Source organism: Amycolatopsis sp. VS8301801F10, assembly GCF_046195355.1.
Lineage (GTDB): Bacteria > Actinomycetota > Actinomycetes > Mycobacteriales > Pseudonocardiaceae > Amycolatopsis.
Map to the genome: position 1 here is coordinate 540,062 of NZ_CP176065.1, position 20,362 is coordinate 560,423.

Here is a 20,362-nt window from a genome sequence, read left to right on the forward strand (position 1 = left end):
GGGTCGTGAGTGTTCCTCCCGGTTAGAACCGGGAGGAACACTCACGACGCACTCAGCCCAGCCGCAGCGTCGTCTTCGGATCGAACGCGTGCGTCTCGCCTTCGCCGCGCAATGCCACCCGGACGTTGTCGCCTATCCGCGGCGGCGTCCGTCCGTCGACCCGGACCACGAACCGGTCGTCGCCGACCTTGCCGTGCAAGTACGCGTCCGCGCCGAGTTCCTCGACGAGTTCCACCACGAGTTCAAAACCTTCGTCCGCCTCGCCGACCAGACGCAGCGACTCCGGGCGGATGCCGAAGACGATCTCGGACAGCCCCGCCGCCTGGGTCCGTACTTCGGTGGGCAGCGGCACCACCAGGTCGCCGAGCCGCACACCGCCGTCGGACAACGGCAGCGTCGCCAAGTTCATCGCCGGCGACCCGATAAACCCGGCGACGAACGAGTTCGCCGGCTTCTCGTACAGCGACCGCGGCGACGCGCATTGCTGCAGCACGCCGTCCTTCAGCACAGCTACCCGGTCGCCCATCGTCATGGCCTCGACCTGGTCGTGGGTGACGTAGATGGTCGTCGTGCCGAGCCGTTGCTGCAGTTTCGCGATGTTGGCGCGGGTTTCGACGCGCAATTTCGCGTCCAGATTGGACAGTGGCTCGTCCATCAGGAACACGCTCGGCTCACGCACGATCGCCCGGCCCATCGCGACCCGCTGCCGCTGTCCGCCGGATAGCGCCTTCGGCTTGCGGTCGAGGAACCGGGTCAGGTCCAGCATCGCGGCGGCCTCGTCGACCCGCTTCTTGATGTCGGCCGCCGAGAAACCGCGCAGTTTCAACGCGAAACCCATGTTGTCGGCGACCGTCATGTGCGGGTACAGCGCGTAGGACTGGAACACCATCGCGATGTCACGGTCCTTCGGCGGCAGGTCCGTCACGTCGCGGTCGCCGATCCGGATGGTGCCCTCGTTGACGTCCTCCAGTCCGGCGAGCATCCGCAGCGCGGTGGACTTTCCCGAGCCGGACGGTCCGACCAGCACGAGAAATTCGCCGTCCGGGACTTCGAGGCTCAGCTGGTCGACCGCGCGGACGCCCGGGTTTCCCGGGTAGATCCGCGACGCCTGGTCGTAAATCACTTCAGCGGACATCTGCGTTCTCCCTTACTTCACCGCGCCCATGGACAGCCCGCGCACCAGGTGGTTCTGCGCGATCCAGCCCACGATCATCACCGGCAGCGAGGCCAGCAGCGCGGCGGCGGACAGCTGAGCCCAGTACAGGCCCTCGCTGGTGATGAAGCCGACCAGGAACACCGGCACCGTGCCGGCCCTCGCGGCGGTGAGGTTGACCGCGTAGAAGAACTCCGTCCAGGAGAAGATCACGCAGATCAGCGCGGTCGCGGCGATCCCGGGCGCGACCACCGGCATGATGATCTTGCGCAGCAACGTCGGCAGGTTCGCCCCGTCGATCCGCGCCGCCTCGATCATTTCGCCGGGGACTTCCAGGAAGAACGACCGCATCATCCAGATCGCGAGCGGCAGATTCATCGCGGTGTACAGGATGATCAGCGCCCACACCGTGTCCAGCAGATTGGTGTTCTGCGAGATCACGTACAGCGGGATGATCGCGGCCACGATCGGCAGCATCTTGGTCGACAGGAAGAAACCCAGCGCGTTCTTCGTGCCCTTGACCGGAGCCAGCGACAGCGCGTACGCGGCCGGGATTCCCAGCAGCAGCACGAGCAGCGTCGAAATCACCGTGACGAACGCCGAATTTCCCAGGTACGGCAGGAAACCGCTGTTGAGGACGTTCGAAATCTGGTCCAGCGTCGGGGTGAAGAACAGCTTCGGCGGATCGGTGTAGGCGTCGTTTTCCTGTTTGAACGCGGTGAGAATCATCCACAGCAACGGGAAAACGAAGAGGATCGCGATGATCCACGTCGCGACGGTCAGCGTGCCCGGGCCGTAGCGGCGTTTGGTCCGGCGCGGCGGAGACGGCGTGGTGCCGGTGGCGGCGGGCGAGGCGGTGGCGGTTGCGGTCACTTGACTCCTCCGTCCACGGAGAACGCGCGGAACATCAGCCGCAGCGCGAAGGTCGCGACGATCATCGTCAGGATGACCACCACCACGCCCATCGCGGACGACTGTCCGATGTCGAAGCCTTCGAACGCGCGCTGGTAAATGTAGAACGGCAGGTTCGTGCTGGCCGTGCCCGGACCGCCTTGCGTCATCAGGAAAATCGCGTCGAAGCTGTTCACGATGTAAATCGCGCCGAGCAGCGTGGCCAATTGCAGGAACCGCGACAGGTGCGGCAGCGTGATCGAAACGAAGGTGCGCCAGCGGCTCGCGCCGTCCACCGACGCCGCCTCCAGCACCTCCTTCGACTGGCTCTGCAGCCCGGCGAGGATCAGCAGCGTCATGAACGGTGTCCACTGCCAGACGATCTGCGCCATCACCGCAGCGAGCGGGAATTGCGAAAGCCAGTCGGTGTCCGTGCCGAACACAAAATGCAGCAGGCCGTACGTCGGGTCGAACACCGTCGTCTTCCACAGCAGCGCACCGGCCGCCGGGAGGATCAGGAACGGCGTGATCAGCAGCGTCCGGACAAAGCCACGGCCGAGGAACTTGCGGTCCAGCAGCACCGCTAGCCCGAGTCCCAGCAGCAGCGACAGGAACACGCAAACCACGGTGAGCACGACGGTGTTCAGCAGCGCGCCGAGGAACGTCGTGTCGGTGAAGACGTCGACGTAGTTGCGGAAGCCGACGAAATGCCGCGAACCAGGGCGCACCAGGTTCCACGACTGGAACGAGTAGAACACCGTGAGCAGGAAGGGAATCTGCGTCACGGCGATCACGAAGATCAGCGCGGGCAGCAGCGGCAGCCGTCGTTTCCCGGCCGAACCGGTGACTTTCTTCGCGACGGGCTTCGCGGTTGCCGGCGCGGTTCCGGCGGGGACGGAGAGGGTGCTCATCGCTGCACCTCCTGATACGACTTTCCAACGGATTCCGCGTATTTCTGCGATTGCGCGAGCGCGTCGGCGACGGAGGTCTGACCGGCGATCGCGGCGGACAGCTGCTGGCTCACCCGGGTGCCGAGGTCCTGGAACTCCGGGATCCCGACGAACTGGATGCCCGGGTACGGCACCGGGTTCACCATCGTCTTCTGCTGGTTGGCCGACGCGATGCCGTCCAGCGTGGGCTGGGCGTAGGCCTTCGCGGCTTCCTTGTACTGCGGGATCTCATAGGTCGACTTGCGCGTGCCCGGCGGAACCCGGTTCCAGCCGTAGGTCTCGCCGACCTTCTTCGCGTACTCCTTGTTCGTCATCCACGCCATGAACTTCCAGGCGTCGTCCTTGTTCTTGCCGACCTTCGGGATGCCCAGCGCCCAGGTGTAGAGCCACCCGCTCGCCTGCGTTTTGTCCACCGGCGCGGCGACGTAGCCGTTCTTGCCGCCGACGTGGCTGGTCTTCGGGTCTTCCGTGGTGCCGGTCATCGACGTGGCGTCGTACCACATCGCGGCGTTGCCCTGGGCGTACTTCGTACCGCATTCGGTGAACCCGGCGCTGGAGGCCCCGACTTCGCCGTGGTTCCGCAGCAGATCGACGTAGAAGTTCGCCGCCTTCGTGAACTCCGGACTGGTCAGTTTCGCGTTCCAGTCCTTGTCGAACCATTGCGCGCCAAAGGTATTCGCCACCGTGGTGAACGGCGCGAGGCTTTCGCCCCAGCCCGGCTTGCCGCGCAGGCAGATCCCGGCGACGCCAGCCTGTTTGTCGTCGAGTTTCGCGGCGAAATCGGCGATCTGCTGCCATGTCGGATGCGCGGGCATGGTCAGCCCGGCCTTCTCGAACAGGTCCTTGCGATAGACCACAAAGGACGATTCGCCGTAGAAGGGCACCGCGTACATCTGGTTCTCATACGACAGCGACTGCCGGATGCTCGGGATGAAATCGGCCTCGTCGTATCCCGGCGTCGCCTTCATGTGCGGTTCGAGGTTCTCCAGCCAGCCGTTGGCCGCCCATTGCGGAGCCTCGTAATTGCTGATCATCACCACGTCGAACTCGCCGCCCTGGGTGGCGGTGGACGCGGTGATCTTCGCCCTTGCCTCGTTTTCCGGCAGGGACACGAACTTGAGCTTGATCCCGGGGTTGGCCTGCTCGAACTCGCCCTTGAGCGAGATGGCGTCCTTCATCTGCGGATTGGACACGATCGCGACGACCAGTGTCCGCCCGCCGGTGCCGAGCGCCCCGGCTCCCGCGCATCCCGTCACTAACAACGCTGTCGCGGCAAGGAGGCACAGGAGTTTACGCACCGCCACCACCTCCGGGCAGCACCTGGATCTTGAGGCCGGACCCGCTGCGCATCTTCGCCAGCGCCTCGGGGTACTGCTCGAGCGGAAGGGTGTCGGTGATCAGCGCTTCGGTGTCGATATAGCCGTTCGCGACGAGGTCGAGCGCGTTGCCGTAGCTGTTCAGCACGGCCATCGAACCGACGATGGTGATTTCGTCGTTGTAAATGCGGAACGGCGAAAGCGCGACGCGGGCTTCGGCCGGGGCGACCCCGAATACGAGCAAGCGGCCGCCGCGGTGCAGCGCGTTGAAAGCCGCTTCGATGGCAGGTGCCGCACCGGTGCAGTCCACGGCGGCGTCGAAGCGTTCATCGTCCAATTCGGACACATCGGAGGCCACCGCGGCCGCGCCGAGGTCAGTCGCGCGAGGCAGGCGCGCGGCGTTGCGGTCGACCATCGTCACGTGCGCGCCGGCGCGGAGCAGGAGCTGCTGCATGATCAGGCCCATCGTGCCCGCGCCGACCACGAGGAAGCGTTCACCCGCCTCCACGCCGATCCGGCGCACGCCGTGCACCGCGCAGGAAACAGGTTCGACCAGCGCGCCCTGTTCCCAGGTCATCGAGTCGGGCATCCGGTAGCAGGTGTCCGCGGGCACCGCGACGTACTCGGCGAACGCGCCGTTGACCGTGTCGCCGGTGGCGTTCCAGTTCGCGCAGAGGTTTCCGTGCCCGGACCGGCACGGCGGGCAGTATCCGCAGTAGATCGACGGGTCGACCGCGACCCGGTCGCCGACCTTCCACTCGGCGGGCACGTCCGCGCCGAGTTCGACGATCTCCCCGGAGAACTCGTGCCCGGGAACGATGGGATACGGGGTCGGCGGGAAATGCCCGTCGGCGATGTGCAGGTCCGTGCCGCAGATCCCGCAGGCACCCACCTTCACGACGACCTGGCGCTCCCCGGGCTTCGGATCGGGAACCTCGCCGACCCGGATCTCCCCGGGCCGGTCCACGATCGCGGCGCGCATGCGTCATCACCTTCCAAGATGCTCATTTGAGCGATATTGACTTATGCCGTAGGTAACATGCGTAGGCATTAGAGGCCGCAGCCTGCGGATCCGTCAACCAGCACAGCTCATTTTTGCGCTATCCTGCTCATGTGAGCAGGAAAAAGGGGCCGCTGCCGCTGACCGAGACGCTGCTGCTGGCGACCATGGCCAGGCGGTTCTACGTGCAGGGCGCCTCGAAACTGGAGATCGCCGACGAGTTCGGCATGAGCCGGTTCAAGGTCGCGCGGATGCTGGACACGGCGCTGGAGTCCGGTTTGGTCCGGATCGAGTTCGACCTGCCCGCGCCGATCGACGTCGAACTGTCCGACGAGATCCGCCGGGCCTACCGGCTGGACCGCGTGCTCGTGCTCGAACGAGCATCCGAAAAGGAGCCGAGGGAGGTCGTCCGCAAGCAGGTCGGCGCGCTGGCCGCCCGGCTGCTGGAGGAGATCGCGACCCCGGACGACGTGATCGGGCTGTCTTGGGCGAGGTCGGTCAACGCGATGACCGAGGCGATCCGGACCCTGCCGCGCTGCCCGATCGTGCAGCTGTGCGGGGTGCAGGCGGGGATGGACATGCGCGGCCGTTCGGTGGAAACGGTCAGCCGCGTGACCTCGGTGTCCGGCGGCGATTCGTACCCGATCTTCGGCCCGCTCGTCCTGCCCGACCGGAGGACCACCGAGATCCTGCGGCACCAGCCGGGCATCGCGGAAACGTTCGCGCAGTTCGGAAAGCTCACGAAGGCCGTGGTCAGCATCGGTTCGTGGGAGGCCGGGGAATCCACCGTGTACGACGCGCTGGACGAGGCCGAACGAGCCGCCATCGCCGCCCGAGGCGCCACCGCCGAGGTCGCCGCGCGGCTGTTCGACGCAGACGGCAACTCACTCGGCACCGGGCTGGCGCACCACGTGCTGGCAATCAGCCACGAGGAACTGATGGCAGTCCCCGAGGTGATCGCGATCGGTTACAGCCGCCCGAAAGCCGAAGCCGTGGACGCGGTGCTGCGGTCTGGTCTGGTGTCGACGCTGGTCACCGACGCCGCGGCGGCCGTACCGCTGCTGGAGCTGGCGCGGGCCAGGCCGTTGCCCTCGTGAGTGCTGGCGCCGGTTAGAACCGGCATCGCCACTCACGACACCCGGCTCTGCGCCTCCACCACCCGATCCCCGTACTCCTCCGCCCAGCGCCCGAACCCCTCGATCGGCCCCAGAAAGCTCACCCCCAGCTCGGTCAGCCGATACGCCCCGTCCGCGCGCTCGACGAGCCCGTCGCGTTCCAGCTTGCGCAGCGCCTCGGTGAGCACCTTCGCGCTGATCCCGCCGATGCGCGTGCGCAGTTCGCCGTGCCGCAGCGGGCCGTTTTTCAACGTCCACAGCACGACTGGGTGCCAGGTGTTCGCCACCAGGTCGAACGCGAGCCGGGTGCGGCAGTCGGCGACGAATTCCATGGTTACCTTTCGGTTCCTGCCGGGGTCCATAACGTCGCTTCCGTACAACCGCGCGACGACAGGAGACCTTCCCATGCGCATCGCACTTTTCGGCACCGGCGGCATGGCGTCCGCACTCGGCGGCCAATGGACCCGGCACGAGCTGACCGTGTCCGGCCGCTCCCCCGCCGGCGCGGCCGCCTTGGCCGCCGAACTCGGCGCCGAGGTCCTGGACTGGGCCGACGCCGCCGCCCGAGCGGACGCCATCCTGCTGGCCGTCCCCACCACCGCCCTCGAAGCCCTGCTCACCCCGCTCGACCTCACCGGCAAAGTCCTCGTCGACTGCACCAACACCCCCGGCGCGACCGGCGAACCGGTGGCCGCCCGGATCGCCGGATACGCCCCCGGCGCCTTGGTGGTGAAGGCGTTCAACCTCGCCCACGTGGACGTCTGGCGAATGACCCCGCCGCTGTTCGAAGGCCGCCCGCTCGGCGTCCCGCTGTGCGGTGCCCCGGAGGCCGTCGCGGTGGCAACGGAGCTGGTCCAGGACCTGGGCTGCACTCCCCTGCCCGCCGGCGGCCTCGACCGCGCCGCCCTGCTGGAAGCCGCCGCCGGGCTGGCGATCGGCCTGTGGTTCGACGGATTGGACGCGCGTTCCATGCTGATGAGCGCCTGAACCGCCCTGTCCTGAGGGGCGATCGTTGTCGGCGGGCTGGCCGCGGCTCTCGGATTGTCGCGAGTCGGCTGGCAAGTCACGGTTTTCGAGCGCCTGCCCGGCGAACTGGACGACGCCGGTTCCGGGATTTCGCTGTTGCCCTCGCCGGTGCGACCGCCGTCGAGGGCGCCACCGTGGTCACGTCATCGCCGCCGAACCGATCGAACTGTCCTCTTCGGACTTCAACCTCATCGGGGACCGCGGAGTGGCGTTCGGCCAATCGCGATGCGAAACCCGGGCGACGCCGACGTCACTGCTGGCCCGTTCGAGGCTGTGGCCGCGCCGCCTAAGCTGATCTCAGGGTCGATTTGGGTGCTTTCACCGGATGTCCCCCGCCCCGGCACCCGCGAAACTGGCCCGGTGACTAGGGTATCCCCGCGCTGGCGGCAGACATTGGTGTGGCTCCACGTAATCTCTTCGGTCGCGTGGATGAGCCAAGCCCTCGCCCTTTTCGTGCTGGCCCTGGTCGCGCTTTCCGGAGAACAACCCGGCCCGGCGATGACCATGGCCAAGCACCTCGACACCGTGCTGCTCGCTCCGATGGCGAACACCGCCGCCTTCACCGGCCTGCTTCTCGCCGGAGCAACAGCCTGGGGTTTCTTCCGGCATTGGTGGGTGCTGGTCAAGTTCGGGCTGACGCTCGTCCAGCTGTACGCTGGGATCTTCCTGCTCTCCCCCGCGCTCACCGAAGCCGCGGCGACCGGCAGGCCCGGCTGGCAGCAGGCCGCGGGCACCGCGCTGATGGCGAGCGGTCTGGCGTTCCAGGTCTGGATCTCGGTGGCCAAACCGTGGTCGCGCACGCCGTGGTCCGCCGCCGTCAAGCCGCCGACCGCGCCGGTCTGGGTCTTTGCGGCCGGGATCGCCGCGCCGATCGCGGACACCGCCGCCGGGATCGCGCTCGGCTATCCGATGCCCGCGCTTTCGCTGCTCATGCTCGTCGTAGCGCTCGCCCGGCGGCCGAAGCGCGTGCTCAAAGCTGGTTAACGTCCACGATCCGCACCACCGCGCTGCCCACCTCGTCCGAGGCGCGCAGATCGACCTCCGCGCTGATTCCCCAGTCATGGTCGCCGGCGGGATCGTCGAAGATCTGCCGGACCCGCCACAGGTCCGGCTCCTTCTCGATCAGCAGCAACGCCGGACCACGCGCGTCCGGGCCGATTCCGAGCGAATCGTGCTCGTCGAAGTAGTCCTCGATCGCGTCTTCCCACGCGTCCGCGTCCCAGCCGGAAGCGGCGTCCAGCGCGCCCAGTTCGTCGTAAGCCCGGCGCGAGGCCAGTTCCACCCGGCGGAACAACTCGTTGCGCACCAGCACCCGGAACGCCCGCTCGTTGCGCGTGACCGCGGGCGGCTCGGGCGGCGGCCGGTGCGACACCGGGCCCTCCTCGTCCGGATGCCGCAGCGCTTCCCATTCGTCCAGCAGGCTCGAGTCGACCTGGCGCACCAATTCGCCGAGCCATTCGATGAGGTCCTGCAGCGATTCGGTTTTCGCCTCGTCCGGAACGGTGTGCCGCAGCGCGTCGTAGGTGTCGGCGAGATAGCGCAGCACCAACCCCTCGGAACGCGCGAGCTGATAAAAGCCCACGTATTCCACGAAGTTCATCGCGCGCTCGTACATATCGCGCACCACCGACTTCGGCGAAAGCTCGTAATCCGCCACCCACGGATGCCCGGCCCGATAAGACTGGTAAGCCGCGTTGAGCAGTTCCTCCAACGGTTTCGGGTACGTGACGGACTCGAGCAGCTCCATCCGTTCGTCGTACTCGATCCCGTCGGCCTTCATCGCCTGCACAGCCTCGCCGCGCGCCTTGAACTGCTGCTGCGACAGCACCGGCCTCGGGTTGTCCACAGTGGATTCCACAATGGACACCACGTCCAGCGCGTACGACGGCGACTCCATGTCCAGCAGTTCGATGGCAGCCAAGGCGAACGGCGAAAGCGGCTGGTTCAACGCGAAATCGAACTGCAGGTCCACCGTCAGCCGGACGATGCGGCCCTCGGCGTCCGGTTCGGGCAGCTTCTCCACCACCCCGGCGGCGAGCAGCGAACGGTAGATCTCGATCGCCCGCAGGATCAGTTTCCGCTGCGTCGGACGGTCCGAATGGTTGTCCTCCAGCAGATGCCGCATCGCGTCGAACGCGTTGCCCGGCCGGGAAATCACGTTCAGCAGCATCGAGTGGCTGACCTGGAAGCTGGACGTGAGCGGTTCCGGCTCGGCCGCGATCAGCCGGTCGAACGTGCTCTCGGTCCAGTTGACGAAGCCCTCCGGCGCTTTCTTCCGGACGATCTTCTTTTTCTTCTTCGGGTCGTCGCCCGCTTTCTCCAACGCCTTCGCGTTTTCCACCACGTGATCCGGAGCCTGCACGACCACGTACCCGTCGGTGTCGTACCCGGCCCGGCCCGCGCGTCCGGCGATCTGGTGGAACTCGCGCGCCTTCAAATGCCGCTGCCGCACGCCGTCGTATTTCGTCAGCGCCGAGAACACCACCGTGCGGATCGGCACGTTGATGCCGACGCCGAGCGTGTCCGTCCCGCAGATCACCTTCAGCAGCCCGGACTGCGCGAGCGTTTCGACCAGCCGCCGGTACTTCGGCAGCATGCCGGCGTGGTGCACGCCGATGCCGTGCCGCACGAGCCGCGAGAGCGTCTTGCCGAACCCGGCGGAGAACCGGAAGTCGCCGAGCAGATCGGCGATCGCCTCCTTCTCCGCCTTGGTCGTGACGTTGATGCTCATCAGCGTCTGCGCCCGTTCGATGGCCGCGGCCTGCGAGAAATGGACGACATACACCGGCGCCTGGCCGCCGTTGAGCAGCTCGGACATCGTCTCGTGCAGCGGCGTGAGCGCGTACCGGAAGGTGAGCGGCACCGGCCGCTGCGCCGAAGTGACCACCGCGGTCGGCCGTCCGGTCCGCCGGGTCAGGTCCTTTTCGAAGAACGAAACGTCGCCGAGCGTGGCCGACATGAGCACGAACTGCGCGTTCGGCAGTTCGATCAGCGGGACCTGCCACGCCCAGCCGCGGTCCGGTTCCGAATAGAAGTGGAACTCGTCGGCGACGACCTGGCCCACCGGGGCGCCGACGCCGTCGCGCAACGCGATGTTCGCCAAGATTTCCGCGGTGCAGCAGATGATCGGCGCGTCCGCGTTGACGCTCGAATCGCCGGTCATCATGCCGACCTGATCGGCCCCGAAGATCTCGATGAGCTGGAAGAACTTCTCCGAGACCAGCGCTTTGATCGGCGCGGTGTAAAAACTGCGTTTGCCGTGTGCGAGCGCGGTGAAGTGCGCGCCGACCGCCACGAGGCTCTTGCCGGAGCCGGTCGGCGTCGACAGGATCACGTTGGCCCCGGAGACGACCTCGATCACCGCCTCCTCCTGCGCCGGGTACAGCTCGATGCCCCGCTGGCCCGTCCACGTCGTGAAGGCTTCGAACAGGGAATCTGCGTCGGGATCCGCTGGCAGGAGGTCGGTGAGAGTCATCGCGGCCCCCATCGTGCCATCCCGCCCCCGGTTCCGGGTGCGGGGGAGATCGCGGGTGCTTGCCCCAACCCGTAGGCTTCCGGTACCGCGCGCTGCCGGAGGGGAACGGACAGGCGGGCGCGCACACGGGCGGTACTCGCGGAGGATTCGGCAAATGGCACAGGACATCATCCCGATCGAGCTCGGGCTGCCGCAGGGCGACGTGGTCACCCTCTGGGCCCCGCGGTGGCGGGAAGACGGCGAGGAGTGGGAAGCGTTCCTCGGCGACGAGGACGACCTGTACGCCTTCCCGGACGCCGCGCACCTAGCCGCCTTCGTGCGCACGGCCGAGCAGCACGACCTGCTGGACCACCCGGCGTGGGACGCGGTGCCCGCGCTGAACGTGCCCGAGCTGATCCCCGACGACGACCACTCCTACGACCTCGTCGGCGTGCCCGAGCTGGTCGCGGAGGAGCCGGATTCGTGGACGATCGGCGAGCTGGCCGAGATCGTCGGCATCGTCCGTTCGCTCGCCGACGTGTGCGAGCTGGACGAGGTGCACGAGGTCCTCGACGCGTACGAGGGCTTCTCGCTGCTGGAGCAGGGCCGGCTGCCGTTCACCGGGCGCGAGGGCGAAGCGCTGTGGAACGACCTGTCGAAGGCCGTCTCCGAGAAGTGGGACACCGTGCTCGACGCGATCGACAACCTGGTGACCGTGCCGGACGTCGACGCCGCGGTGCTGGAGCAGACCGCCGAGGAGCTGGCCGCCTTCCACGAGGAATCCGCCGAGGCGGAGGCCGGGGAAGAGGACGGCGGGCCGGAGGACCTCGAGGCGGTCGACGCCGACGACGAGGACGCCGAGGACGAGCCGGTCGGCTTCTGGGGCGAGGTCGGCATCGACCCGATCAAGATCGTCACCTCCGGCGCGGAGTACTACACGCTGCGCTGCTACCTCGACGACAAGCCGGTGTTCCTCGGCACCGAGGGCGAGATCGACGTGTTCAGCTCGCCGAAGGCGCTGCTCAAGGCGATCAAGGCGGGCGACGAACTCGCCGACACCGACCTCGCCGGGGTGTCCACTTGGGACGAGGTGCGCGAGAAGGCGGCGGCCGACGAGCTGGAGATCGAGGTCGACCAGGACAACACCTACGTGTTCCCCGGCCTCGACGAGGACATCGCCGAGGGCCCGGAGTCGATCGACCCGACCCAGCTGGAACTGGCCGTCGAGCTGATCACCGACGCCGCCGAATGGGCGGGCGACGACACCGTCGAAACCGCGCTGGCGGCCAACGAAAGCCTCGGCTGGCTGGTGTCGTTCGTGCTGCGGCCGGACCCGAGCCGGCTCGAGCCGAGCGCTCCGTTCGACGCCGAGCAGAGCGCCTGGCGCAAGCTGGTGGAGGACTTCGAGAACCGCCTCACGGTGGTCTGAACCTTCTAGAGGGCGTCGAACACGCTCTCGGCCGGGTCCCCGGCGGAGAACATCTTCCAGGCGGCGTCGGCGATCGCATCCGGATCCAGGGTGTGCCCGCCGGCGTCGCCGTATTTTTCCCGCTGGGCAACGACCATCCGGTGGATGTCGCCGCGTTCGACCAAGCCGCCGATGATCAGGCTGCCCGCGTAGACGCCGGTCCCGGCCAGCCCCTCGTGCAGCGTCCGCGCGTAGTTCCGCAGCGCCGCCGACGACACCGCGAGCGCGCCGAGCGCGGGCATCGGCCGGACCGCGCTGAGCCCGCCGGCGAACAGGAATCCGCCTCGCCCGCGCTCCAGCATGCCCGGCAGCAGTTTGCCGACCACCTCCACCGCCGGGTACACCCAGCTCATCGCCTTCTCGACGGCGTCGACGGTCGCGTCGGCGATGTCGGTGGGCATGCTGTCCGGCTCGATCGCGGCCGGGCCGTAGTAGGCGAGGTCGATGCCGCCGAATCGTCCGGCGATTTCGTCGAGCGTCGCGCCGATTCCGTTCCGGACGTCGCCGACGAACGCTTCCGCGTTGTCGAGTTCGGCCAGGTAGGCCGGGTGCCGCTCAGCGGTCCGCGAGACGAGGGCGACGCGGTATCCCTCGCCGGAGAACCGGCGGGCTATCGACATCCCGAGGCCGGGTCCGGCTCCGAGAACGACAGCGGTCGGGCGTGCGGTCATGGCTTGTCTTCCTTCCCCAGAGGTAAATCGAGGGCTGCCTCGACTTCCGTCAAGCTACCACAAAACCCGAGGGTGCCCTCAACTTTGTACGATGGGACCCATGGCCACCGGATCGAAGCCGTTGCGCGCGGACGCCGCCCGCAACCGCGACAAGCTGCTGGCCGCCGCGACGCGCGCGTTCGGCGAGCAGGGCCTCGACGCGCCGCTGGAGCAGATCGCCCGCAGCGCCGGAGTCAGCATCGGCACGCTGTACGCGCACTTCCCGACCCGGGAAGCCTTCGTCGACGCGATCCTGCCCGCACAGCTCGCCGCGTTGGACGAGCTGGCGACGAAGGCGCTCGCGGAACCGGACCCATGGCAGGGCTTCACCGGATTCCTCGACGGACTGTTCGCGTTGCAGGCCAAGGACCACGGGCTCAGCGACGCCCTTGCCCGGCGGCTGCCGCTGAGCCCGGCCGTGCTGGAAGCGTGCCGCGCCGGTTTCGAGCACGCCGCGCGGGTTATCGACCGGGCAAAGGAATCCGGGCAGCTGCGCGCCGATTTCGAACCCGCGGACCTGGCCCCGCTGGTCTCCGCGATGTCGCAGCTGATCCGCGAATCACCCGAAACCTGGCGGCGGCACTTGGCGTTCTTTCTCGACGGCCTGCGCGCTTAGTCCTTTTCGGACTCCGCGCGTACCGGCACCAAACCTATTGCCAGCAACGGGAAAACCGCCGCCACGCAATACGCCAGCGCGTACCGACTGTCGCCGATCACCAGCCCCAGCAACGGCGGCGTCAGGGACGCGGCGATGTTCTGCGCGGTGTTCTGCGTCCCCATCGCCCGCCCCGACCATGCGACGCCGGCCAGTTCCGCCGACGCGGTGAAGCCAAGACCGTTGTCCGCCACCGTGATCACCGCCGCCAGCACCAGCGCGGCCAATACCAGCCACAGCCAGGTCGCGTCTCCGAGCGCGACCAGCAACATCACGACCACACTGGCGACAGCGAGCTGCCGCATCGGCCGCAACCGGCTGCCGACCCGGTCCGACCAGTACCCGGACGCCAGCCGCCCGAGCGCGCCGAGCACCTGAGCCACCGCGACGAACACCCCGGCCTGCGCGGCGGTCCATTGATGCTGCGACACCAGATACACCGGCGCGAACGCGGACACCGCGAACTGCGGCACCACCAACAGCGCGCTCGCGCCGTGCACGCGCCACAACCACGGCTTGCGGTACGGCGACGGCGGCCGCTCCCCCTTCGCCGCGCGCGGCGGCCGCGGCGGGTCGACGACGAACGCCGCCACCAGCAGCGCCACGCCGATCGCGAGCACGGCCGGCAGCAGCATGGCCGCCTGGAAACCCCACTGCGCGGCCAGCGGCGGCAGCCCGAGTGCGGCCACTCCGACGCCCAGCGGCTGGGCCGTCTGCCGGATCCCCATCGCGACGCCGCGCTCGGATTTCGCGAACCAGCCCATCACGACCCGGCCGCTCGCCGCGTTCACCGAAGCCGTGCACGCACCGGCTACGAGAAACACCCCAAAGAGAAGGCCGACCGGGTGGTGCCACAGGGCGGCGTACACGAGGAGTAACCCCGATGCGCCCAGGCCCAGCGCCATGATGAGGCGCTCGCCGTAACGGTCCGCAGCCGCGCCCCAGGCGATGAGCGTCAGCAGCAGGCCGATGCTCGGCGCCGCGACGACCGTGCCCGCCTGCGCCAGCGTCAGCTGGTCGGCCTCGCGCATGGCGGGCACGAGAAACGGCAGCCCGTAAAGGAACGAGCAGCTGGCGGTCTGCGCGGCGAGGCCGAGCGCGAGGATCAGCCACCGTCGCGAACTGCCTTTTTGCCGCACCTGCTCCCCGGCCTCGACCTGCGCCATTCCTTCCACCGTCTCATTATTTGAGAATTATGTCTTACATGGTGAACGATAGTTGGCATGGCTAACGACCGCAACCGCCGCTGGGGGACGGCCGGGAATCAGCCGAGCGCCGCGTACCCGGGTTTGACGACGTTCTCGATCACCTCGAGCCGCTCGTCGAAATCGAGGAACGCGGATTTCATCGCGTTGATGGTGAACCAGCGGAAGTCGTCGAGGCCGAAGCCGAACGTCTCGGCCAGCGCGGCGAATTCACTGGTCATCGTGCAACCGCTCATCAGCCGGTTGTCGGTGTTGACGGTGACGCGGAAGCGCAGCCGGGCGAGCAGGCCGATCGGATGCTCGGCCAGCGACGGCACGGTTCCGGTCTGGACATTCGACGAGGGGCAGATTTCCAGCGGGATCCGCCGGTCCCGGACGTAGGCGGCCAACCGTCCAAGATGGACATTTCCGTCCGCGTCGGTGGTGATGTCCTCGGCGATCCGCACGCCGTGCCCGAGCCGTTCCGCGCCGCAGTACTGGATTGCCTCGCCGATCGACGGAAGCCCGAACGCCTCGCCGGCATGAATAGTGAAATGCGCATTGTTCCGGCGCAAATAGTCGAATGCGTCCAGATTGCGGGTGGGCGGGAATCCGTCCTCCGGTCCGGCGATGTCGAATCCGGCCACCCCGGCGTCGCGGTAGCGCACCGCCAGTTCGGCGATCTCGAGCGCGCGGGCGTGCTGGCGCATGCCGCACAACAGCGTCCGCACCCGGATCCGGCCGCCGCCCGCGGCTACCCTCCGCGTCCCCTCGGCGAAGCCCTCCTGGACCGCCTCGACCACTGCATCGAGTGACAGCCCGCGTTCCACGAACAGCTCCGGCGCGTACCGCAGCTCGGCGTAGACCACCCCGTCCGCGGCCAGGTCTTCGACCGCTTCCGCGGCAACCCTGACCAGCGCTTCCTCCGTCTGCATGACGCCACACGTATGGGCGAACGTCTCGAGGTACGACACCAGCGAACCGGAGTCCGCCGCGGCACGGAACCAGCGGCCCAGCTCGGCCGGATCCGTCGCGGGCAAGTCCCGGTAGCCGAGATCGTCGGCGAGTTCGGCGACCGTGCCGGGGCGCAAGCCGCCGTCGAGGTGATCGTGGAGCAGGACTTTGGGGGCACGGCGCAGGATCTCCGCGCTCAGCGGGGTTACGTCCGACATGCTCCAACGGTAGCCTCGCTGTCATTCCCCTGCCTGGCCGTAACCGAGAGCACCGGAACAACCCTCTGCTCAGCACTGTGCGCAAGGAATCGGCCATCCGGGTGGCGCGCCCCTTATCCGCGTTCCCCGGGGGCCATACGCACAGCAATTTTCTTCATAGATAAGCTCGGGTCAGTCCCTTCCATTTTCCCCGCCGACGAAGGACACCGCAGTGACCACTGACAACCACATTGCCGCTCCGTCGTTCGACCGGATGCGCAACATGCTGGTGCGCGCGGCCGAGGTTCGTGAGAGCGAGCAGCAGCAGATCTTCGACGCGCTCGACGACATCTACGCCCGGCTCGCGCCGGTGGACTCCCTGGGCGCGGTGCGCAAGCGGCTGTCGGAACTGCCGGACCGGACCGAGGTCGGGGTGCTGGCGGAACGCCTCGACGAGGCGATGACGCGGCTGGAGTCGCAGGACAACGCGATCGCCGCGCTCACGCACGCGGTGGAGAGCATCGTCGACAAGCTGGCGAAGCCCTTCGCCCAGCTCGACGGACGCCTCGACGGCGTGGCGGCGCGGTTCGAGGGTGTCGCGGGCCGGATGGACGGGCTCGAGGACAAGCTGCAGAACATCCACCGCAGGCTCGACGAGCTGGGCGGGCACCTGGACAAGCAGGACGCGAAGCTGGAGTCGCTGCCGCAGGCGACGCAGGGCCCGATCCGCGACCGGATCGAGATGACCGAGGCGTCGCTGCGCGAGCGGATCGAGACCACCGACCAGGAACTGCGCTCGCGCGTGGACGAACTGGACCGCGCGACGAAGGAACGCATCGCCACCGCGACCGACGCGCTGAAGAGCGCCGTGTCCGACACCGGCGAGATGATCGACCCGGCCGCCCGGCTCGACGCGGTGGGCACGAAGCTCGAAACGATCACCCAGCGTCTCGACGACCTGTCCAGCCGCATCGACAAGGTCGAAGACGACGTCACCGGCCGCATCGGCGACCTGGACGGCTCGGTCCGCAGCGGTCTGTCGAAGGTCGAAGGCACGCTGGCGAAGCAGCCGGACACCGACGCGGTCGACTCGCTGGTGCGCCGCAGCAACGACGAATCGGTGCGCCGCATCGGCGGGCAGCTGGACGAGGCGATGGCGACCTTCGCGGAGCTGATGCTCGGCGGAGGCCCGGCGGTGCAGCAGATCGCCCCGCCGCCGCCCGCCCCGCGGCAGCCGCGCCGCAGCTCGCGGAACGGGCGGTCGCCCAAGGCCGCTGAAGCGAAGGCCAAGGCCGGCGGCGACGCGGACGAGTCGACCGACTGACAGCTGAATGACCGAAGCCCCCGTCCAGAGTTCTGGACGGGGGCTTCGTCGTTTCGAGGGGTCAGGGCCGAACCGTCTCCAGCACGATCCCCCGCGCGGCAGGAGCCTCCGCCCCTACCGTGAACCCGCCTTCCAGAGCAGCGAGGGCAGCAGGCACCGCATCGGGAGTGTCCGTGTGCAGTTCCAGCAGCGGCTCCCCCTCCACCACCTGGTCACCCGGCTTCGCGTGGCACAAAATCCCCGCCGCGGCCTGCACCGGATCTTCCTTCCGCGCCCGACCGGCCCCGAGCCGCCAAGCCGCGACGCCGACCGCATAGGCGTCCAGCGATGTCAGCACTCCCGACTCCGGCGCGGTGACAACGTGCACGTGAGCCGGACGCGGCAGCTCAGCCGACGGGTCTCCGCCTTGCGCGGTGATCATCCGAGCCCACACCTCGTAAGCCTCACCCGAAGCCAGCACCTCAGCCGGATCGACGGAAATACCCGCCAGCGCAAGCATTTCCCGAGCCAGCGCCACCGTCAGCTCGACGACGTCAGCCGGGCCGCCGCCGCGAAGGACCTCAACCGCCTCCGCGACCTCGACCGCGTTCCCGACCGCTCGGCCGAGCGGCGTGCTCATGTCGGTGATCAACGCCGTGCAGGCCACCCCGTGCGCCGTGCCGATGTCCACCAGCGTCCGCGCCAGCAGCTGCGCCTCCGGCACGGTCTTCATGAACGCCCCGGAGCCCGCCTTCACATCCAGCACCAGGCCGGAAGCACCCTCGGCGATTTTCTTGCTCATGATCGAGCTGGCGATCAACGGCACCGACTCGACCGTCGACGTGACATCCCGCAGTGCGTACAGCTTCTTGTCCGCCGGAGCCAATCCCTCGGTCGCCGCGCAGACCACCGCGCCGACGGAGTTCAGCTGGGCCGCGATTTCGTCCAGCGAAAGAGCCGCGCGCCAGCCGGGGATCGACTCCAGTTTGTCCAAGGTCCCGCCGGTGTGGCCGAGTCCGCGACCGGACAGCTGCGGCACCGCGGCACCGCACGCGGCGACCAGCGGAGCCAGCGGCAAGGTGATCTTGTCGCCGACCCCGCCGGTCGAGTGCTTGTCCACCGTCGGGCGCGCGACGTCCAGCGACAGCCGCGAACCCGAGTCGATCATCGCGCCCGTCCAGCGCGCGATCTCGCCGTCGTCCATGCCGCGCAAGAAAATCGCCATGGCCAGTGCGGCCATCTGTTCTTCCGCGACCGCCCCGCGGGTGTAGGCGTCGACGACCCAGTCGATCTGCTCGTCGCTCAGCCGTCCGCCATCCCGCTTGGTCCGGATCACGTCTACCGCAGTGAAAGTCACGGCAAGTCCTCCGGACCGAACGCGTCCGGCAGCACCTCCGACATCGGCAGCACCCCGCGCGGAGTGTCGACTAGGCAAGAGGAACCGCCGAGTTCAAACAAAATCTGCCGGCACCGTCCACAAGGCATCAACAGCTCACCCGAGCCGCTTCGGCAAGCCACCGCGACAAGACGGCCGCCGCCGGACAGTCGCAATTGTCCGGCCATTGTGCACTCAGCGCACAAACCCAAGCCGTACGAAGCGTTTTCGACGTTGCACCCGGTCACCTGCCGACCATCGTCCACAATGGCCGCGACGCCGACATGCAGTCCCGAATAAGGCGCGTATGCGTGCGAAGCAGCCGAAACCGCGGCCGCACGCAAAGCTTCCCAGTCCACTTCGGACATCAGTCGCCCTCACCTCGCCGGTACTGCGCACCGTCCGCCTTGGGCGGCCGAAGTCGTTGCGACGCAACGGCCAGCACAATCAGCGTCACGAAGTGCGCGGTGTACGGGATCAAGTCGCTCGGCAGAGTGTCGTTGGTCCAGTAGATCGCGTACAGAATCCCAGCGCCGACCACACCCAGCGCGGCCGCGAGCCAGCGCTTCCGGATCAGCTGCACGATCACGATGATCGCCAGCAGAATGACCGCGCCATACAGCAGCGCCAGCACCGCGTCGCCGCCGCCGGCGAGCTGCAGACCGTCGGAGTACCCGAACAGCGCGGCACCGCCGAGCAGCCCGCCCGGCCGCCAGTTGCCGAAAATCATCGCGGCCAGACCGATGTACCCGCGGCCATTGGTCTGGTTCTCCAGGTAATCCGCGCCGCCCTTGAGCAGCACCAGCGAAGCACCGCCCATGCCCGCGAAGCCGCCGGAAATCAGTACGCCGACGTACTTGTACCGATAAACATTCACGCCGAGCGACTCCGCCGCGACCGGATTCTCGCCGCACGAACGCAGCCGCAAGCCGAACCGCGTGCGCCAAAGAATCCAGTAGCTGACCGGAATCAGCAGGATCGCGATCATGGTCAGCGGCGCGACCCCGGTCACCAAACCGCGCAGAATGCCCGCGACATCGGACAATCCGACGCGCTGCTGGTCTTCCAGCGAACCCAGCCAGTCCGACAATCCGGCCGCCGAGTAGGTGTCGAACTTCGGCACCGGCGGCGACTGGCGCGGGTTGCCCGACAGCGGCTCGAAAATGAGGTTCGCCAGATACTTCGCGACCCCGAGCCCGAGCAGGTTGATCGCGACGCCGGAGACGATGTGGTTGACATTGAACGTCACCGTCGCCACCGCGTGCAGCAGCCCGCCCAGCGCACCGAACCCGATCGCGGCCAGCAGGCCGACCCACGCGCCGCCGTAGTACGCACCCCAGGCCGCGCCCCAGGTGCCGAGGATCATCATGCCTTCGAGGCCGATGTTGATCACGCCCACGCGCTCGGCCCACAGCCCGCCCAGCGCGCACAGCAGAATCGGCAACGCCAGCCGCAGCGCGGTCGACGCGGTGTTGCTGGACGTCAGCGCCGAAACGCCGGTCGCGTACGACGCGGTCGACATGACCGCGATCGCGACCACGGCCCAGATCACGCCGCGCAGCCAGCCGGGGATCCGCGGCCGCTTGCGCTTGACCGGCATCGGCGTCCCGG

Annotated in this window: 19 protein-coding genes; 6 read left to right on the forward strand and 13 right to left on the reverse strand. The window is 68.1% G+C overall.

Annotated features, from left to right (window positions below; all coding sequences use genetic code 11):
- Positions 1-52: 52 nt before the first annotated feature.
- From F9C11_RS02560 to F9C11_RS02580, 5 genes are all read right to left on the reverse strand, one after another.
- A complete protein-coding gene (locus F9C11_RS02560; RefSeq protein ID WP_409183349.1) occupies positions 53-1,135 on the reverse strand; it encodes an ABC transporter ATP-binding protein in 1,083 nt (360 codons plus the stop codon).
- Between the two features lie 12 nt (positions 1,136-1,147).
- Positions 1,148-1,936, reverse strand: coding sequence for a carbohydrate ABC transporter permease (locus tag F9C11_RS02565; protein ID WP_409186794.1), 789 nt, complete (start codon positions 1,934-1,936; stop codon positions 1,148-1,150).
- Between the two features lie 86 nt (positions 1,937-2,022).
- Positions 2,023-2,955 carry a carbohydrate ABC transporter permease gene (locus tag F9C11_RS02570; RefSeq protein ID WP_409183350.1) on the reverse strand — a complete coding sequence of 311 codons (933 nt, stop codon included), beginning with the start codon at positions 2,953-2,955 and terminating at the stop codon, positions 2,023-2,025.
- On the reverse strand, positions 2,952-4,292 hold the full coding sequence (locus tag F9C11_RS02575; protein WP_409183351.1) for an ABC transporter substrate-binding protein: 1,341 nt from the start codon (positions 4,290-4,292) through the stop codon (positions 2,952-2,954). The genes F9C11_RS02570 and F9C11_RS02575 overlap by 4 nt, the downstream gene beginning before the upstream one ends.
- Positions 4,285-5,292, reverse strand: coding sequence for a zinc-dependent alcohol dehydrogenase family protein (locus tag F9C11_RS02580; protein ID WP_409183352.1), 1,008 nt, complete (start codon positions 5,290-5,292; stop codon positions 4,285-4,287). The genes F9C11_RS02575 and F9C11_RS02580 overlap by 8 nt, the downstream gene beginning before the upstream one ends.
- A gap of 185 nt (positions 5,293-5,477) precedes the next feature.
- Between F9C11_RS02580 and F9C11_RS02585 the strand changes: the two genes are divergently transcribed.
- Positions 5,478-6,407 (forward strand): sugar-binding transcriptional regulator, encoded by a 930-nt coding sequence (locus F9C11_RS02585; protein ID WP_409186795.1) that lies wholly within the window; start codon positions 5,478-5,480, stop codon positions 6,405-6,407.
- Between the two features lie 32 nt (positions 6,408-6,439).
- Here the strand turns inward: F9C11_RS02585 and F9C11_RS02590 are convergent, their stop codons facing one another.
- Positions 6,440-6,757, reverse strand: a complete 318-nt coding sequence (locus tag F9C11_RS02590) for a winged helix-turn-helix transcriptional regulator (protein WP_409183353.1) — start codon at positions 6,755-6,757, stop codon at positions 6,440-6,442.
- A 73-nt stretch (positions 6,758-6,830) separates the two neighbouring features.
- Between F9C11_RS02590 and F9C11_RS02595 the strand changes: the two genes are divergently transcribed.
- On the forward strand, positions 6,831-7,412 hold the full coding sequence (locus F9C11_RS02595) for an NAD(P)-binding domain-containing protein (RefSeq protein ID WP_409183354.1): 582 nt from the start codon (positions 6,831-6,833) through the stop codon (positions 7,410-7,412).
- 468 nt (positions 7,413-7,880) lie between these two features.
- Complete coding sequence (locus tag F9C11_RS02600) at positions 7,881-8,435, forward strand: hypothetical protein (RefSeq protein ID WP_409183355.1); 555 nt, start codon at positions 7,881-7,883, stop codon at positions 8,433-8,435.
- Here the strand turns inward: F9C11_RS02600 and F9C11_RS02605 are convergent.
- Positions 8,422-10,926 (reverse strand): DEAD/DEAH box helicase, encoded by a 2,505-nt coding sequence (locus F9C11_RS02605; RefSeq protein ID WP_409183356.1) that lies wholly within the window; start codon positions 10,924-10,926, stop codon positions 8,422-8,424. The genes F9C11_RS02600 and F9C11_RS02605 overlap by 14 nt on opposite strands.
- Before the next feature lie 154 nt (positions 10,927-11,080).
- Here F9C11_RS02605 and F9C11_RS02610 point away from each other — a divergent pair, with 154 nt between their 5' ends.
- Entirely contained in the window at positions 11,081-12,334 is a 1,254-nt protein-coding gene (locus tag F9C11_RS02610) for a primosomal protein (RefSeq protein WP_409183357.1), read from the forward strand.
- 5 nt (positions 12,335-12,339) lie between these two features.
- On the opposite strand, the gene F9C11_RS02615 is transcribed toward F9C11_RS02610, so the two are convergent.
- Positions 12,340-13,044, reverse strand: coding sequence for an SDR family NAD(P)-dependent oxidoreductase (locus F9C11_RS02615; RefSeq protein WP_409183358.1), 705 nt, complete (start codon positions 13,042-13,044; stop codon positions 12,340-12,342).
- A 100-nt stretch (positions 13,045-13,144) separates the two neighbouring features.
- Between F9C11_RS02615 and F9C11_RS02620 the strand changes: the two genes are divergently transcribed.
- Complete coding sequence (locus F9C11_RS02620; RefSeq protein ID WP_409183359.1) at positions 13,145-13,699, forward strand: TetR/AcrR family transcriptional regulator; 555 nt, start codon at positions 13,145-13,147, stop codon at positions 13,697-13,699.
- Here F9C11_RS02620 and F9C11_RS02625 read toward each other — a convergent pair.
- On the reverse strand, positions 13,696-14,904 hold the full coding sequence (locus F9C11_RS02625; protein WP_409183360.1) for an MFS transporter: 1,209 nt from the start codon (positions 14,902-14,904) through the stop codon (positions 13,696-13,698). The two genes, F9C11_RS02620 and F9C11_RS02625, sit on opposite strands and share 4 nt — an antisense overlap.
- Before the next feature lie 98 nt (positions 14,905-15,002).
- Complete coding sequence (locus tag F9C11_RS02630) at positions 15,003-16,094, reverse strand: adenosine deaminase (protein WP_409183361.1); 1,092 nt, start codon at positions 16,092-16,094, stop codon at positions 15,003-15,005.
- Positions 16,095-16,305: 211 nt separating this feature from the next.
- Here F9C11_RS02630 and F9C11_RS02635 point away from each other — a divergent pair, with 211 nt between their 5' ends.
- Positions 16,306-17,397, forward strand: coding sequence for a PA containing protein (locus F9C11_RS02635; protein ID WP_409183362.1), 1,092 nt, complete (start codon positions 16,306-16,308; stop codon positions 17,395-17,397).
- A 61-nt stretch (positions 17,398-17,458) separates the two neighbouring features.
- Here F9C11_RS02635 and F9C11_RS02640 read toward each other — a convergent pair whose 3' ends face one another.
- Genes F9C11_RS02640 through F9C11_RS02650 form a run of 3 tightly spaced genes read right to left on the reverse strand, consistent with a single transcriptional unit; the run spans position 17,459 to position 20,351 of the window.
- Positions 17,459-18,733: a thymidine phosphorylase gene (locus F9C11_RS02640; RefSeq protein WP_409183363.1), complete on the reverse strand. Its 1,275-nt coding sequence runs from the start codon at positions 18,731-18,733 to the stop codon at positions 17,459-17,461.
- Positions 18,730-19,119: a cytidine deaminase gene (locus F9C11_RS02645; protein ID WP_134732499.1), complete on the reverse strand. Its 390-nt coding sequence runs from the start codon at positions 19,117-19,119 to the stop codon at positions 18,730-18,732. The genes F9C11_RS02640 and F9C11_RS02645 overlap by 4 nt, the downstream gene beginning before the upstream one ends.
- A complete protein-coding gene (locus F9C11_RS02650; RefSeq protein WP_409186796.1) occupies positions 19,119-20,351 on the reverse strand; it encodes an ABC transporter permease in 1,233 nt (410 codons plus the stop codon). The genes F9C11_RS02645 and F9C11_RS02650 overlap by 1 nt, the downstream gene beginning before the upstream one ends.
- Positions 20,352-20,362 lie beyond the last annotated feature (11 nt).